Genomic DNA, 15,494 nt, shown 5'->3' on the forward strand with positions numbered 1-15,494 from the left:
CGGGTACAATTTTAAGCTCCGATTCAACCAAATCAAGGAACAAATTGTTTTTTGGCTTAATTATTTGTTCAACTTCTATCCTGAAAATAATATTCCTATTTTTGTGGAAATTAAAAATAGCTCTTTTTAAGGGTTGACTAAGTAAAACAGATTGCCACGGATTTTAGAAATCATAATATGAAAAAGAACCTAGTAGTATTTTTAATTTTATTGTTTACAAATCATATCCTATCGCAAGAATTTACCCCAAAAGATATCATAGGTAAATGGAAAGTGGTTAATATATTGAAAAGACCAGAGAGTCCTAATTTTAATGATATCATAAAAAGTTTCAGTTCGGCAACATTCCTATTTGAAGAAAATTTGAATTTTAAAATAACAACTTTAGATAAAACTAAATTGTTTACTATGCTAATCGATGTAACGAAAGACGCTAAATGGCGATTGAATGCTAATAATTATGCTATTAGCATTGGTAATGATTCTAATAAATACAATATTTTAAAGATCGTTGTAGTAGAAGTAGATGATAAAATGATTTTTCATTTAGACGACACTGAACTTGATTTAGAAGTACAAAAGGAATAATTCGAATGCCAATCCCAAAACCCAAAACCTAACCGCTAGAACCCAAAACCCATAACTTCCCTTGAAAGCAACTTACCACAAATACATTCTCAATTTCAAAAGACCGTCAGGAACATCGAGAGGCGTTATGACCGAGAAAGAAACTTGGTTTATTATTTTGGAAAAGGAGGGTAAAAAAGGAATAGGTGAGTGCGGCATTCTGCGAGGTTTGAGCATTGATGACCGACCTGATTATGAAGCGAAATTACAATGGACGTGCGACAATATTCAGTTGGGCGAAAACCAACTTTGGGAAGCTTTAATTGAGTTCCCTTCGATACAGTTTGGAGTCGAAATGGCATTCCAATCTTTGCAAAGCGAAAGTCCATTTTTGCTCTTCCCTTCGGGCTTCACCAATGGGGTAAAAAGTATCGAGATTAACGGTTTAGTTTGGATGGGCGAGGAGTCGTTTATGAAGCAACAAATAGAGGAAAAATTAGCCGATGGTTTTCGTTGTGTGAAACTCAAAATAGGAGCGATAGATTTTGATAAAGAACTGCAATTATTGGATTATATTCGGCAACATTTCAGACCAGAACAAGTCGAAATCAGGGTCGATGCTAACGGTGCTTTTGATGTAATTACTGCTTTAGATAAATTGAATCAATTAGCTGGATTTGAATTGCATAGTATAGAGCAACCGATACAAAAAAACAACACTGACAGGATGGCAGAGCTGTGTAAAATCACTCCAATTCCAATAGCTTTAGACGAAGAGCTGATTGGCGTCTTTTCATTGGAAGAAAAAGAAGCATTACTGCAAAAAATCAATCCCCAATACATCATTTTGAAGCCTAGTTTTGTGGGTGGTTTTCGGGGTACAAAAGAGTGGATTTCATTGGCAGAAAAGTACCAAATCGGTTGGTGGATTACCTCGGCTTTAGAGTCGAATATTGGACTAAATGCCATTGCACAATGGACGTTTTTACAACACAATTTGATGCCTCAAGGATTGGGGACTGGAGCATTATATACTAATAATTTTGATTGTCCCTTGGTCGTTTCAGAAGGTCAATTATGGTATAAAAAGGAGAGTGATTGGAAGTGTATTTTTGATGATTTTTAAACATTAATTTAAACCAATAATTTTTTAATTATCGGTTTAAATGGACAGATTTATTTATTGAAATACTTTTGTATCAGCGCGCCTAAATCTTTTATATTGATAGGTTTCGAAATATAATCGGTACATCCTGCGGCAATAGCTTCGTCACGGTCACTTTGCATTCCGTTTGCGGTTTGTGCTATAATAACCAAGTCTTTGTTGAATTCCCGAATTTGCTTCGTTGCTTCGTAACCTCCCATTTTGGGCATGTTGATATCCATCATGACCAGATCAATATCCGGATTAGTACTGCACATTTCTATTGCCTCCATACCAGAACTCACTTTTAATATTTCTTTACTAAACGGTTTTACTGCTATGGTAATCAGTAATTTTGATATAGCATCGTCCTCTACAATTAGTACTTTAAGGTCTTTGATTTTGATTTCTGGAATGATTTTTAAATTTACTTTTTCGATAGCTATCTTTTCTTCATACTCATTATCATCCTCATTTTCGGATTCAGATTGAAATGGGAGTGTAAAGTAAAAAGTACTTCCTTTTCCTATTTCGCTATCGACCCAAATTTTTCCACCTATCATTTCTATATATGCTTTTGAAATGGCCAATCCTAAACCTGATCCTTCGTGAGAGCGGCTAATGCTTTCGTTGGCTTGTCTAAATCTTTCGAAAACAATATTTATTTGAGAATTTGAAATTCCTATTCCTGAGTCTTTTACGAAAAACTCTATATTTCCGCCTTTTTTTTCGCAACCGAATTCAATAGTGCCTTCATCTGTAAATTTGATGGCATTCTTGACAAGATTGGTAAGAATAGCATACAGTTTTTCTCCATCGGTTTTTATTAAATTATATCGGGCAGGTAATTGTTTCTTGATAGAAAGTTGAATTCCTTTTTGATTAGCCTCAGGTGTAAAGAAACTATGAATATAATTGAGCTGTTCGTTTACATTGGTTTCAGATAAGGAAACTTCTATTTGTCCTGATTCTACTTTTGAAATACTGATAATATCATTGATGATATTTAGCATTCGCTTTCCGCTTTTTTCAATAATATTAATATACTCTTGCTGCTCTTCCCCAGTAAGACCTGGTGCTTTTAAAAGCTCAGTAAAGCCTATAATGCCATTCATAGGAGTTCGGATTTCGTGACTCATATTAGCCAAGAAAGCTAATTTTAAACGATCGCTTTCTTCTGCTCGTAGTTTAGCACTAATTAAATCTTGTTCGGCAATTTTGCGATCTGTAATATTTTCTTTTATGGCAATAAAATGAGTCGTTTTGCCGTGCGTATTATGTATGGGCGATATTGTTGCGGATTCCCAAAAGAGAGTCCCATCTTTTTTCTTATTATTAAACTCTCCGCGCCATTCTCTACCAGCATTAATAGTTTGCCACAACTCTTTATATTCCTCTGCTGTTGTGTAATCGGATTTTAGAAATCGTGTATTTTGACCTATAATTTCTTCGAAAGTATATCCTGTTGTTTCAACAAATTTAGGGTTAACATACTCAATTTCCCCCGCAGTATTTGTAATTAAAATCGTTACAGGACTTTGCTCTACTGCTTGTGAAAGTTGGCGAATTTTTTCTTCGGTTTGTTGGCGATCTTCTTCTGTAAGAATAGATTCAAGGGCAAACGCTATGTTTAGTGTAATTTTTTCGAGAAGTGATATTTCTTCCTCTGACGAAAAAAAGTTTTTTTCATCTGAATACAAGTTGAAAACCCCAATTTTTTTGTTTCTAACTACCAGTGGAATAGATATCGAGGAGTAATACCCACGACTTAATGCATCTGTACGCCATGGTTTCATTATAGGATCAATTATAATATCGTTGCAAATTACTGTTCTGCCTTCACGCAATGCTATTCCTGTGGGTCCTCTTCCTTCGGGTACATCAAGTACTGTAGTTGCATTATTTTCTGTAAAAAAACCTTCTTCAAAGCCTGCAAATGCTGCAGTTATAATTTTATTATCTTCTTGGAGTAATCCAATCCAACTCATACGGAACTTCCCGAAATTGACTGCAATATTGCATATCTCTTGAAACAACTCTTCTCGATTATGAGTTCTAATAATTAAATTATTAATTTGACTTATAAGGGCATAAACCCTATTTATTTTATTCAATTCTAGTGCTGATTGCTTGCGCTCTGTGATGTCGTGAACAATGACTTGCACCGCTGGTTTATGATTATACAAAGTAGGAATTGCCTTGATTTCTACTTCAAATGTGATGCCGTCAATGCTTATAAATTTTTCTTCTATAATTGCCGATGCATTATTATCCCGAGTGACATCTTTCATCCTTTGAATAATATTTCCGATACTATCAGGATGAACAAATTTTAGCACCGATTTTCCTATTACTTCTTTTTGATTTTTTGCCCTGACCATACGTAGACCTTCCTCGTTGATAAAGGCAATTTTATCTTCAACGTATATTAAAATTCCATAGGGTGCATTTTCGACAAGACCACGATATTTTTCTTCACTTTCACGCAAAGAATTTTCTGTAATTTTATTTTCCGTGATATCAGTAATATAGCCGTGCCAAAGCACTGATCCATCTTCTAGCTTTTGGGGGTTAGAATTACCGTAAAGGTGACGAACTTCGCCATCATTAAACTTGACACGATATTCGTGTTTCCAAGGGGTCAAATATTTTGCAGATTTTTGAATAGAAGCTGCAACAGATTCATAGTCATCAGGATGAATATTTTTAAATACTTTGGAGGCATCTTCACGGACTTCTTTGGGTGTAACTTGGTAAATTTCTGTAATTGCTTCGCTAGCATAAGGAAAGCAGGAACTGCCATCAGGGCGCAACAAATATTGGTAAACGACTCCAGGCACGTGGCTGGTAATATTATGGAACAGGTTTAATGCTTTTTCCTTAGCTTTTTCAGCTTCTTTTCGCTCGGTAATATTGAGATGTGTTCCTGACATTAAAAGTGGTTTACCATCTACATCCCATTCATTTATTTTACCCCGACTAAGAATCCAAATCCAATCTCCGTTTTTATGCTTCATTCTGAACTCAGTTTCAAAATAGTCCAAGGTACCTTGAAAGTGTTTTTCTAGTAATTCTTCGGTATATTTTGAATCATCCGGATGCGTATATTTTCGCCAAGTTTCAAAAGATACAGGCGCAAGTTCGTCTAATGTGTACCCAATTAATTCGGCCCATCGATTGTTTATAAATACTGCTCCAGTATTAATATTCCACTCCCAAGTTCCTGCGCCAGTGCCAATTAGGATAAGTGCTAATCTTCGTTTTTCATTCTCTAATTCTTGTTCTGCCTGTTTTCGGGCGGTGATGTCATAAAAATTGACGAGATATTCACTATTACTATCATGCAAAAGCTTGTTAGCACTAATCAGTACTGTTTTATTTGAACCATCTTTGCAACTTATATTGACTTCCATAGGAGCGAAATCTTCACCGGTTTGTTTCACCGTTTCAAGTGCAGTAATCCAAGCTTTAGATGTTTTTTTTCTGTAGTTAGGATTTGGATACGCTTTTGGAAACCAATCTTGAACTGTTGGCATTTCTTCTAGCGTATAGCCAAACATATCATAATAGGCTTGATTTACATATGTGATGTTTAAGTTTTCATCGTGTAATGCCATGGCCACTGGCGAAGAATTGATGATGCTGCTAAATCGTGTTTTGCTTTGAATCAGTAATTTTTCAGCATTTTTTCGTTCTGTAATATCTTGACAAGTACCACTGGCTCGCAAAGGTTTTCCTTCTTTGTCACGTACAATTTTCCAGCGCTGTTCGATTATTCTTTCATTTCCTGAGGGCGTTATAATTCTATGCTCAAACGAATTTATAGTATCCTTTTTTATAGAGTGTACAAAAACAGTTTGAACTAAAAGGCTGTCATCTGGATGAACAAGCGCTAAGAAAGTTTCTACTGGAGATTGTATAGATGTGGAATCGAGTCCTAAAATATTCTCAGCTTCCTTTGACCAATTTATATCTGTATAATTAAAATCAATGTCCCAGTTGCCAACCTTTGCGATAGCTTGAGCTTCAATTAATTGGGATTCACTTTTTTCTAGTGCGTTTCTGGTTTTGATTTGTTCCGTGATGTCTCTAGCGGATGCAATTAGCACGTGTTTCCCTAAATATTTTCCTCTATTTACCATGACTTCTTTAGGGAAAATTTCGCCATTTTTGCGAACAGCCCAAAACTGAAATATACGTGGCGTACCAGTTTCAAAAACTGATTTGGATATTTTATGGACTTCAGCAAAGTCATTAGCATTGAGTGCTGCGACCATTTCATACGTTTTCCCTATGAGTTCTTGTCTTGAATACAAATACATTTTTTCGGCACTTTTATTGACGTCTATAAAAGTTCCGGATTTATCTAATACATAAATAGCCTCCGAAACCGAATCAAAAATAGATTGTAGATTTTCTTCGCTAATTTTTAGATTATTTTCATTTTGAATGTGATTTGTAATGTTTCTCGCTAAGCCTGTTGCACCTATTATCTTATTGTCTTGATCTACAATTGGATTGAAAAAACTTTCAAAAGTCGATTTTTCTTCAACTCCATAAATCCTAATATTCGTATGGGATTCTCCGCTTAAAGCTCGGTCATAATTTTCTTTAGCAACTTTTCTATCTTCAATAGATGAGATATAGTCTAAAATATTTATTCCTACTTTTATATCTGCATTGTAGGATTGTTTCATTATATCTGAATGGGCTTTGTTGAAGCTTAAATAATTGTACTCTTTATCAATAGAAAAAATAATGGTATCTAGCTGGCTTTCAAGGGTTGTATGCAAAAGCAATTTAGATTTACGTAAAGCGTGTTCTGATTCTTTTAACTGAGAAACATCAACGACTGTCAAAAGGCACTGATCGCCATTATCATTTACAATTCCAGTAAGATACGAATGGGTTAATTTTTTTGAGACACTAGACAACACTATTTCACAAGTTTGACTGGTCTTACTTTCAAATATTTTTTCAAGAAATAAAAAAAATGTTGGTTTACTTTCGTCTATGACAAAAAAAGCAAAACGCTTATTTAGTAACTGCGAACGTTCTTTTCCCAGAAGAGCTGCTCCACTAAAATTGAGTTCTAGAATTTCATCTTGTTTAGTAATAGTAAAACAGCCGCAAGGCGCAAAATCATGTAATTTAGTATATTTTTCAGCTACAATTTCAGCTTTAATCATTAGCGAACTGAGTTCCTCATTTTGCATTTCAAGTTCAAATTGGTGCGCTTCAAGCTCCTTAATGAGATTAAAAATCTCAGTATCAGAATAGTTTTTACCTGTATCTAGTAACTTTTTCTCAAGTTCTTCGGCTTTTTGATGTAGAATAGTTTTTAATCGACTGTTAGTTTGATCTGCCATGAATACATTCTATTTTTAAAATATTGTTTAGAACTTAAGATGTTCAATTATTGCTTTTATGAAATTTTTTTAGAATCCTGTTTTGAATTTTCTATACAATACATAACATAAACCATCCAAAAATAATTAAAAATTCCGAAAATTTTGAAGATTTTGAAGAGTTTTTTGCGTATCAGTGATGTAATCGTTAAAAACGTCAATTCAAATCTTTTTCGAGTAGTAAAAAATAATAACAACTGTATTGACAATCGTTTTGATGCCGTTTCTTTCTTGCCCTATATATAATTTTCTAATGAAAATCACCATCAAAAACTAAGTATAAGTTAATGTATTTTTCGCTAAAATAGTTGGAATTGTTAGAAGTTTCTATAAATTAAATTAGTTTTATTGCTTATTGGAGTTGAGCAACTTTATTTTTAAATTCTGTATTTAATCTCTTTTTTTCGCAGTAGTTGTGGAGCGACATTCTAGCTTGGTCTTGAATCTTTTTTTGCATAAATCCAGTCCAACCCAAAAGCAATCCTTTGATTCCCAATGCTTGTGTCGTCCATTTCCACATATTAAAATCATCAGTATGCTTGATAATCAAACCTTCTTTAAAATGAAATTTTGATTCGATAGTATTGATCACTTCTCTATTTGTTGCACTAAAACGGTACGTTGCAATCCACTGAGCAGTGCCCAGGTATTCATTCGCCATTATTTCAGAGAAATCAATTTTTAAATTGCCTTTACTTCTTTCAATTAACATCCTCCACATTTGAAGAACTTCTTCGCCCTTTAAAAACCCAAAAGCTGGATCGCGAAATTGTACATTTGGATGATAGTACTTACACATTTGTTCAGCATTTGCATTAGCAAAAGCGGTGTAAAATTTATGAATGATGGTCTCGTTTGGGGTCATCCTTAAAATATTTACAGTAAAATTAAGTGTTTTTTTTGTAAAATTAGCATTATATAAAAAAGATTTTGATAATAATATAATTATACCCTAAAATTTTAAGAATAACACTGCGCAGGCAAGAAATTGGATTGTGAAAATTTTTATTAAATTTTCAATAGCAAATTTGGATCGGGACAATTTTCCAGATAATAGTCTAAATTATTTTGGCTACAAACACCGGGATAATCGCTAAAATTTCCATCGATATTTTTTATAATTTGAAAATGCAAATGCGGCGAATAGCCTCCGTTTACAAACGAGTTTCCTAAAGTAGCAAGCTGCTGTCCTTTTTTGAAAAAAGAATTAATTTCCATATCTTCAATACTTTCTGCAGCTAAATGCCCATATAAAGTGTAGAATATTTGATTTTCAAGGCTATGTTTTAGGATAATGGTTGGACCATAATTTCCCGCTCCAGTATTATAATCAAAACCATAAACGGTGCCATCTAATGCCGCTAAAACTGGTGTTCCAGCTTTGATCCATAAGTCCATCCCAATGTGAATATTTCTCTCATCAGCTTTTTCATCATTAAAAATCAGGCTTGATTTGTATAGATTTCGCACTTCATTATAGCCGCCATAAGCTACTTTGGCATTATTTTTTTGAAGATGATTTTCGACAAAAGTTTCAAAATCATTTGGATTATTTAGCTCAATTTGAGACAATTCTATATTGGTAACAGACAAATCAATGGGAGTATATTGCGAATAGGGAATAGAATTGTCAATTACATTGATATTTTCAAACTCTGCAAAAAGTGTTTCTAATGTAGCCATAGTAAAAAGTAATGATTGCAAATTATTCTATAGTCATCGACTTTAGCTTGGTTCTATAGGCTTCAAGCGCAACGGATTTAGAAATAAATCCAAAATAGTCTCCGTTTTTGATCACTGGCAAAAACTGAACTTTGTTTTTTTCGAATTTATTCATCACCGTTTCCATGCTGTCTGTTGGGTAAATAATATCAATTGGTTGTACCATAATATCTTTTATCAAAGTATATTTTACACGGTAGGGATTGAATATTATTTCTCTAATATTATTGAAATGTACGATACCAACCATTTTTTTATTTTCATCCACAACGGCAAAAATCACCTGATTGGAATGCGAAATTAAATCCACTAATTTTTCTAGATTTTCATCTGGTAAAACGGTCAAATAGTCGGTTTGAATGATAGTATTAGTGTCTAAAGTCGAAAGGATATTGGTGTCTTTGTTGCTTGTAAATGCGTTTCCTTTTTTGGCTAAACCTTTTACATCTAGAGAATGTTTTTCAAATCTTTTTGAAATTGCAAAACTCAGCGATGCAACAATCATCAGTGGAATCATCAGTGAATAACCACCTGTAATTTCCGCAATTAAGAATATTGCGGTCAACGGAGCATGAAACAAACCGCTAAGAATTCCTGCCATTCCTACCAATGTAAAATTGCTAATGGGCAAAGTTGTAAGTCCGGTAAGATTTAAAAATTTAGAAAAGAAAAAACCAACGTAAGAACCTAAAAATAGGGAAGGAGCAAAGTTTCCTCCATTTCCTCCGCTTCCTAATGTAATGCCGGTTGCAAATACTTTGAGCAGCATTGTTAATCCAACAAAGAGTAACAGCACCCAACTATTGTCTCTAAAACTACTAAACAAGGTGTTTTCTAGTAATTTTCCCGGGTCATTTTCGGATAATGTTTTAATACTTTCGTAACCTTCACCAAATAATGTTGGAAAAATGAAAATTAGAATAGCCAATATCGAAGCGCCAAAAAAAGCTTTTTTGTAAGCTGATAATCGAAGTCTAGCAAAAAAATGTTCTACTCGCTGAAAATTTCTTGAATAATAAACAGCAACAAATCCGGTACAAATCCCGAGTAAAATATAATATGGAATGTTATGATAATTAAAGTCTTGTTGTTGTTTGAACGATAATAAAATGCTTTCGTCTAACACCACTTCAGAAACTAAAGCTCCTGTTGCAGCTGCAATCATAATAGGAGTGAAAGCAGAAATACTTACATCAACAAGCAACACTTCAATAGCAAATAAAACGCCTGCAATGGGCGCATTAAAAGCGGCTCCAATTCCTGCCGCGACACCACAACCTATAAGTAAGGTTCTATCCTTGTAACTTAATTTGAATCGTTGGGCATAGTTAGAACCAAATGCTGCACCCGTGATCACAATGGGACTTTCTAAACCTGCTGAACCGCCTAAACCCACAGTGAGCGAACTGGTTATGATTTGGGCGTACATTTGTTTTTTAGGAATAATGCTGGCTTTTTTGGCAACAGCATACAAAATTTGTGAAGTTCCTTTTTCAATAGATCCGCCCAAAACTCTTTTGACGACAAAAACGGTTAGCAAAATTCCAATAATAGGTAGTAATACTTTGATGTAGCCAAATTTAAAAAGACTGGTATCACTAGTAAGATAGGTCGCAAAAACAAATACCCAATGCGCAAAAGTTTTCAAAACAATCACAGCAAAAGCCGCTAAGATTCCAACCAAAACGCTTGAAACGAAAATAAACTGTTTGTTAGTCAGTTTATTTTGAGCTAATATGGTAAATAACTCTAGTTTATGAATGATTTTTTTGAGCATTTTTCTTTTAATCGCTATGGACTTAATTCCTCGAAGCTTTGCCTCGATTTTTGTGCCACAGATTCACAGATTAAAAAAGATTTTTTAAAATCTGTGAATCTGTGGCTATTATTTAATTAATACCGCGGGAGCTCTGCTCCGAGATAGTTTGTTCTTATGCAAAACTACTACAATTTTAAGCTCAAATTGTATTTTTTAGCGCTTCTTTTGTGCTTAATGGTTTTAATTTGGTATTACTAACATAGTTTTTTACCGCGTTCGGATTTGTTTTTGCATATTCTCTCAATGCCCATCCAATAGCTTTTTGAATGAAAAACTCGTTCGAATTTTTATGTTTTTCACATGTTGATTGCAACAAATCAAAATTCGTTTTTTCTTTATAACCCAATTGAAAAAGAATGGCGCTTCGGTTGAGCCATAGATTCTCAGCATTCGAAAAGCGTTCGATTACAGCTTCGATTTCCGATGGAAATTCGACTAAATATTCGCCCAAAATATATTTGGCAATCGTATCCACGCTGTCCCACCAAGAGTTTGTAAGTATGAAGTTTTCTATAAGTTGAACATCTTCTTTTTTGTAATTTCCTTTAAGTTGTTTTATGAGGATTTCGATGGCGCAGTACTGCAATTCTCGTTGCGGTTTTGAATATAATGCTAAAGCAATGGCTCTTGAATTTTCTGAAATTTCTACTTGGTTTTCTTTACAAATGGTTTTGAAAATGGTTCTTCTTTCCTCTGTCTTTATGCCAAAAAACAAAAAATGATTTCGCATATATTTTGCCATAGCCAATGCATTTTCAGGATTGCTTTCTTTTTGAAAAGCGGTTTCTAATTTGTTTATAAAATTCATATAGTAAAATATCTCAATGGCAATGGCAATTTCAATAGCAATTTTAAAAATCTACAATCTACAATCTGAAATCTAAAATCTAAAATCCAGCCGCTGTATCATCGCCTCTTCTATCGGCTCCGCCTTCTAATTTTCCGTTAGGCAAGACTAAAATTGCATCTACTTTTCCAATTGCGGGAGTTGTTTTTTCGTTGATAATATAGCCTTTGGCTTTTAGAGTTTCAAAGGTTTTGGTGTCGAAAGTATCAGGTTCAAAAGTAATGACATCGGGCAACCATTGATGGTGAAAACGTGGCGCATTTACGGCTTCTTGCATACTCATTTTGAATTGGGAAACATTTAAAATAGTTTGCAAAACCGATGTGATTATTGTTGATCCGCCTGGCGTTCCTAAAACCATAAATAATTTTCGATTTTTCTCAATTATAGTTGGTGTCATTGCGCTCAACATCCTTTTTTGTGGTGCAATGCTGTTCGCTTCTCCTCCAATTAATCCAAACATGTTTGGTTCCCCAGGTTTTGCGCTAAAATCGTCCATTTCATTGTTTAAAAAAAAGCCCAATGCATCACAATAATATTTAGAACCAAATGCGTCGTTAAGCGTTGTCGTTGCTGCAACAGCATTCCCGAACTGATCCACAATGGAATAATGGGTAGTTTCGGTACTTTCGTTATAATTTACTTTTCCTTCCTTGATTTCAGAAGACAAAGAGGCTTTATCAAAACTAAAATTCGACATTCTTTGTTTTAAATACCGCTCTGAAAGCAGTTCTTTCACCGGAATTTTTACAAAATCAGGATCGCCAAGATACACACTTCTATCGGCATACCCTCTTCGCTCGGCCTCAACAATTACCTGAATCGCCTTAGACGAATTATGTCCCATTTTGGCAATGTTATAAGGTTCAATCATTGTGAGAATTTCGGCAAGACAAATTCCGCCGCTACTAGGTGGTGGCATCGAAATGATTTTTAAATTGTTGTATTTGAAAGTGATTGGTGTTCTCCATTTGGCTTCGTATTTTGCCAAATCTTCCAAGCTGATAATTGCTCCTTTTTGTTGCAAATAACGAACCAATGTTTGAGCAGTTTCGCCTTTGTAAAATTCGTCTCTTCCGTTTTTAGCAATCCGTTTTAAGGTTGCCGTTAAAGCGGGATATTTTATAGTATCTTTTTCTTTGAATACATTAGAAAATAAGGAGGTAGCACCATTTACTTTTACAATGGCTTCGTGGTAATTTTTCAGTTGGTTTTCCTGTTTTTTGGTAACAATGACTCCTCTTTCGGCCAATGCAATTACAGGTTTTAAGATTTCTTCTATGGGTAATGAGCCTAATTTTTTGTGCACTTCAAAAACACCGGCAATTGTTCCAGGAACCCCAATAGCAAGCGGGGATTCTGTACTTTTTCCTTTGATAACATTCCCTTTTTCGTCTAGAAACATGTCTTTTGACGCTGCCAAAGGGGCTTTTTCGCGGTAGTCCAAAGAGCCGATTTCGCCGTTTGCTTTTCGATAGACCATAAATCCTCCGCCTCCCAAATTTCCTGCATAAGGATAAGCGACAGCCAAAGCCAATTCGGTGGCAACCATTGCATCAAAGGCATTGCCGCCTTTTTTCATAATTTCAACACCAATTTTTGAAGCTTCTTCCCGAGCCGAAACGACCATTGCTTTTTGACTAACCAATCCTGTTTGGGCAAAGATAACTGTTGGAAATATATGAAGAATTAGTATAGAAATACTACAGATTATTTTGTTCATAAAGTTTGTATTTTCAAGTCTGAATGTAATCTTATTGCTGCAAAAAAAGCCGTGAATTCTGCTTCAAATTCGGAGTAATAGCTTACCAATTCAGTTACAGAATGCCGCATATTGGAATCGCGTTTCATTCGGTTATCCATTTTTTCTAAAACATTTTCGATGCCAGCAACGGTTTGGTAGCTCATTAACCAGTTTTGCTGTATCAAATGCGGTAGCATTTTTTGGGTTTTCTCATTCAAAAGTTCATATTGATCTCTCAACGATTGGTAAAAACGTTCTGTGAAATTGGCTAATGTTTCGTTTGAATAATGGCTCCAGTTTTTTGCCAAAAAATGATCATAAAAAATATCGACAATAATCCCCGAATAATGATGGTAATTGGCGTGTAAACGTTTGGTGCTTTGGCGAAAAATAGGATGCGCATCGGTAAATGTATCTATTTCACGGTGCAAAATAATTCCTTTTTGAATGTCCATCGGAAAAGCATCAAAGTTTTTTCCATGAATGCCATCGGCCATAAAATTGCCAATTTTCAACAAATCGTTGTCTCCCGAAAGATAAATGTGGGCTAAGAAATTCATTCGACTAAAGTAAGGATTTTTATCCAAACGTGATAAGACATTAAGTACGGCACAATAGTATTCAAAAGAAGTTGCCAGAAGAGCCGTTTAAGCATTCCTTAGTCTGAAAGTATGGGTACGATAACTCGTTGAAGCATCTTGAAGACCGATTGCGGCTGTCCGAAGATTGTTTTACGCTATCCGAAGACCGATTGCGTCTGTGCGAAGAATGTTTTTAGGCTATCAGAAGACCGATTGCGGCTGTCAGAAGACCGATTGCGGGTATTTTTTTAGCTTCTTAGCACCTATAGCGTTCTTTTTTGGCCATTTTACCCGCTTCGGATCGCAATTGATGCTTTTGTAAAATCCTGTATCAATTTTTGAATACTCGATTGAAAATGAGTTTTATTAACGCACTAGTATTTGACCTTGATATACTATTGACAGATGATGATTGTTGATGGTTTTAGGAATACTTTTATATATTTGTTCAACAATAAAGCGGAATAATCCTTCGCCTATATAGCTGATTGTGGGTGTAAATGCTCTAAAAGGTAGCACGTATTTATAAGTTAATAAATATTTTATGAGAAACATTGTTTTAACAATTTTATCTTGTCTTTTTAATTTCTTGAGTTCATTCTCTCAGGAAATAAAATTTAATGGAAATATTGCCGGCTGTAAAAGTGAAATGAACGTGAGCTCAGTAACTACAAATTTTAAACTTGAAAATAGTCCTCAATTTGAAAATATAAAAGATGGTTTTCAGCTCTTTGTTGATCCTAAACAAATCTCCAAAGATTTCGTGTCGATCGAAGAAAATTATTTTAAAGAAATGTCCCAAACTGCTGATACAACTTATATCCATGATGTTGAAAATTGGAGTTCACTTCCGGCGGTTGCCAAATTAAACGAAGTCAAAAAAGAAAAAATGCTGGACGAAAAGAAAGCCGACTCCATTCACGCAAAAAATAATCAAGACCAGCAAATCATTTGGTTAATAAATAATTCGCCAGAAATTGTAAGTATCCCAACTGTAGAAGGAACGCCAATATTAATTTTACAGGCAATCGCAGAAGATGGGAAATGGTATCCGATTCAATATTGGGCTTTTGGTAGATGCGGAAATGGAAACTCAATTACTAAATTTAAACCGGAACAAGGGTTACGATTAATCAGCGAAATTCCAAAAGGAACATTTAAAACAAAACTTCGCTACAGGACCTTGAGTTTGAAAAAATTTTATTACTCAAATGAATTTGAAAGTACGATTGACAAATGTGCGTTTATCTTCAATGAATGTCTTGATTGTGAAGGTTCTGGTGAAACTCGATATTTACTTGATGAATTAATTGCTCATTGGGAACAATAAACATTTGCTACTAGCTGTCATGACCTAAATGCGGTTTTTCAGTAGCTTCATTATTTTCATTATGAAAATTCATTATCTTGGCGGAAACAACTCAGCTCGCTATATTGCGCAAGACGTCGTAACAGTCAAACATTATTTGCATTTTAAATAAACTCGAAACCATGAATGACTTTTATAAACAACTCATACTTTTTCGTTGTTTTTTCATAAATTCGCTCTGTCAGTTATAGAATAAATTGTACCACAAGCCGCCACGAGTTTTAGCCTTTGAGGTTTCGAGCAAGAGTAGCGCCGTGCAAAATAATTTGCTCCTATAAAAAAAAAGATTATAT

General features: G+C 34.6%; 11 protein-coding genes. 3 read left to right on the top strand and 8 right to left on the bottom strand.

Going from position 1 to position 15,494, the window contains the following annotated elements:
- The first annotated feature begins 177 nt into the window (after nucleotides 1-177).
- Both RMO83_RS10185 and RMO83_RS10190 read left to right on the top strand, forming a co-directional pair.
- A complete protein-coding gene (locus RMO83_RS10185) occupies nucleotides 178-588 on the top strand; it encodes a hypothetical protein (protein ID WP_310559576.1) in 411 nt (136 codons plus the stop codon).
- A 61-nt stretch (nucleotides 589-649) separates the two neighbouring features.
- On the top strand, nucleotides 650-1,693 hold the full coding sequence (locus RMO83_RS10190) for an o-succinylbenzoate synthase (protein WP_310559577.1): 1,044 nt from the start codon (nucleotides 650-652) through the stop codon (nucleotides 1,691-1,693).
- 50 nt (nucleotides 1,694-1,743) lie between these two features.
- Here the strand turns inward: RMO83_RS10190 and RMO83_RS10195 are convergent, their stop codons facing one another.
- The 8 genes from RMO83_RS10195 to RMO83_RS10230 all read right to left on the bottom strand — a co-directional run bounded on the left by RMO83_RS10195 (nucleotide 1,744) and on the right by RMO83_RS10230 (nucleotide 14,387).
- Nucleotides 1,744-7,080, bottom strand: a complete 5,337-nt coding sequence (locus RMO83_RS10195) for a PAS domain S-box protein (protein WP_310559578.1) — start codon at nucleotides 7,078-7,080, stop codon at nucleotides 1,744-1,746.
- 391 nt (nucleotides 7,081-7,471) lie between these two features.
- Nucleotides 7,472-7,984: a nuclear transport factor 2 family protein gene (locus RMO83_RS10200; protein WP_310559579.1), complete on the bottom strand. Its 513-nt coding sequence runs from the start codon at nucleotides 7,982-7,984 to the stop codon at nucleotides 7,472-7,474.
- 143 nt (nucleotides 7,985-8,127) lie between these two features.
- Nucleotides 8,128-8,802: a peptidoglycan DD-metalloendopeptidase family protein gene (locus RMO83_RS10205; RefSeq protein ID WP_310559580.1), complete on the bottom strand. Its 675-nt coding sequence runs from the start codon at nucleotides 8,800-8,802 to the stop codon at nucleotides 8,128-8,130.
- Between the two features lie 22 nt (nucleotides 8,803-8,824).
- Nucleotides 8,825-10,618, bottom strand: coding sequence for a chloride channel protein (locus RMO83_RS10210; protein WP_310559581.1), 1,794 nt, complete (start codon nucleotides 10,616-10,618; stop codon nucleotides 8,825-8,827).
- 181 nt (nucleotides 10,619-10,799) lie between these two features.
- Nucleotides 10,800-11,468, bottom strand: a complete 669-nt coding sequence (locus tag RMO83_RS10215; RefSeq protein ID WP_310559582.1) for a DNA alkylation repair protein — start codon at nucleotides 11,466-11,468, stop codon at nucleotides 10,800-10,802.
- A 79-nt stretch (nucleotides 11,469-11,547) separates the two neighbouring features.
- The gene (gene ggt / locus RMO83_RS10220) at nucleotides 11,548-13,230 is read right to left on the bottom strand and encodes a gamma-glutamyltransferase (protein WP_310559583.1); all 1,683 of its coding nucleotides are present in this window, start codon (nucleotides 13,228-13,230) and stop codon (nucleotides 11,548-11,550) included.
- Nucleotides 13,227-13,811, bottom strand: a complete 585-nt coding sequence (locus RMO83_RS10225; RefSeq protein WP_310559584.1) for an acyl carrier protein phosphodiesterase — start codon at nucleotides 13,809-13,811, stop codon at nucleotides 13,227-13,229. Before RMO83_RS10225 ends, ggt begins: the two co-directional genes overlap by 4 nt.
- A gap of 387 nt (nucleotides 13,812-14,198) precedes the next feature.
- A complete protein-coding gene (locus RMO83_RS10230) occupies nucleotides 14,199-14,387 on the bottom strand; it encodes a hypothetical protein (protein WP_310559585.1) in 189 nt (62 codons plus the stop codon).
- Here RMO83_RS10230 and RMO83_RS10235 point away from each other — a divergent pair.
- Complete coding sequence (locus RMO83_RS10235; RefSeq protein ID WP_310559586.1) at nucleotides 14,377-15,162, top strand: hypothetical protein; 786 nt, start codon at nucleotides 14,377-14,379, stop codon at nucleotides 15,160-15,162. The two genes, RMO83_RS10230 and RMO83_RS10235, sit on opposite strands and share 11 nt — an antisense overlap.
- Nucleotides 15,163-15,494: the final 332 nt, after the last annotated feature.

The organism is Flavobacterium sp., assembly GCF_031423415.1.
In the GTDB taxonomy this organism is placed as follows: domain Bacteria; phylum Bacteroidota; class Bacteroidia; order Flavobacteriales; family Flavobacteriaceae; genus Flavobacterium.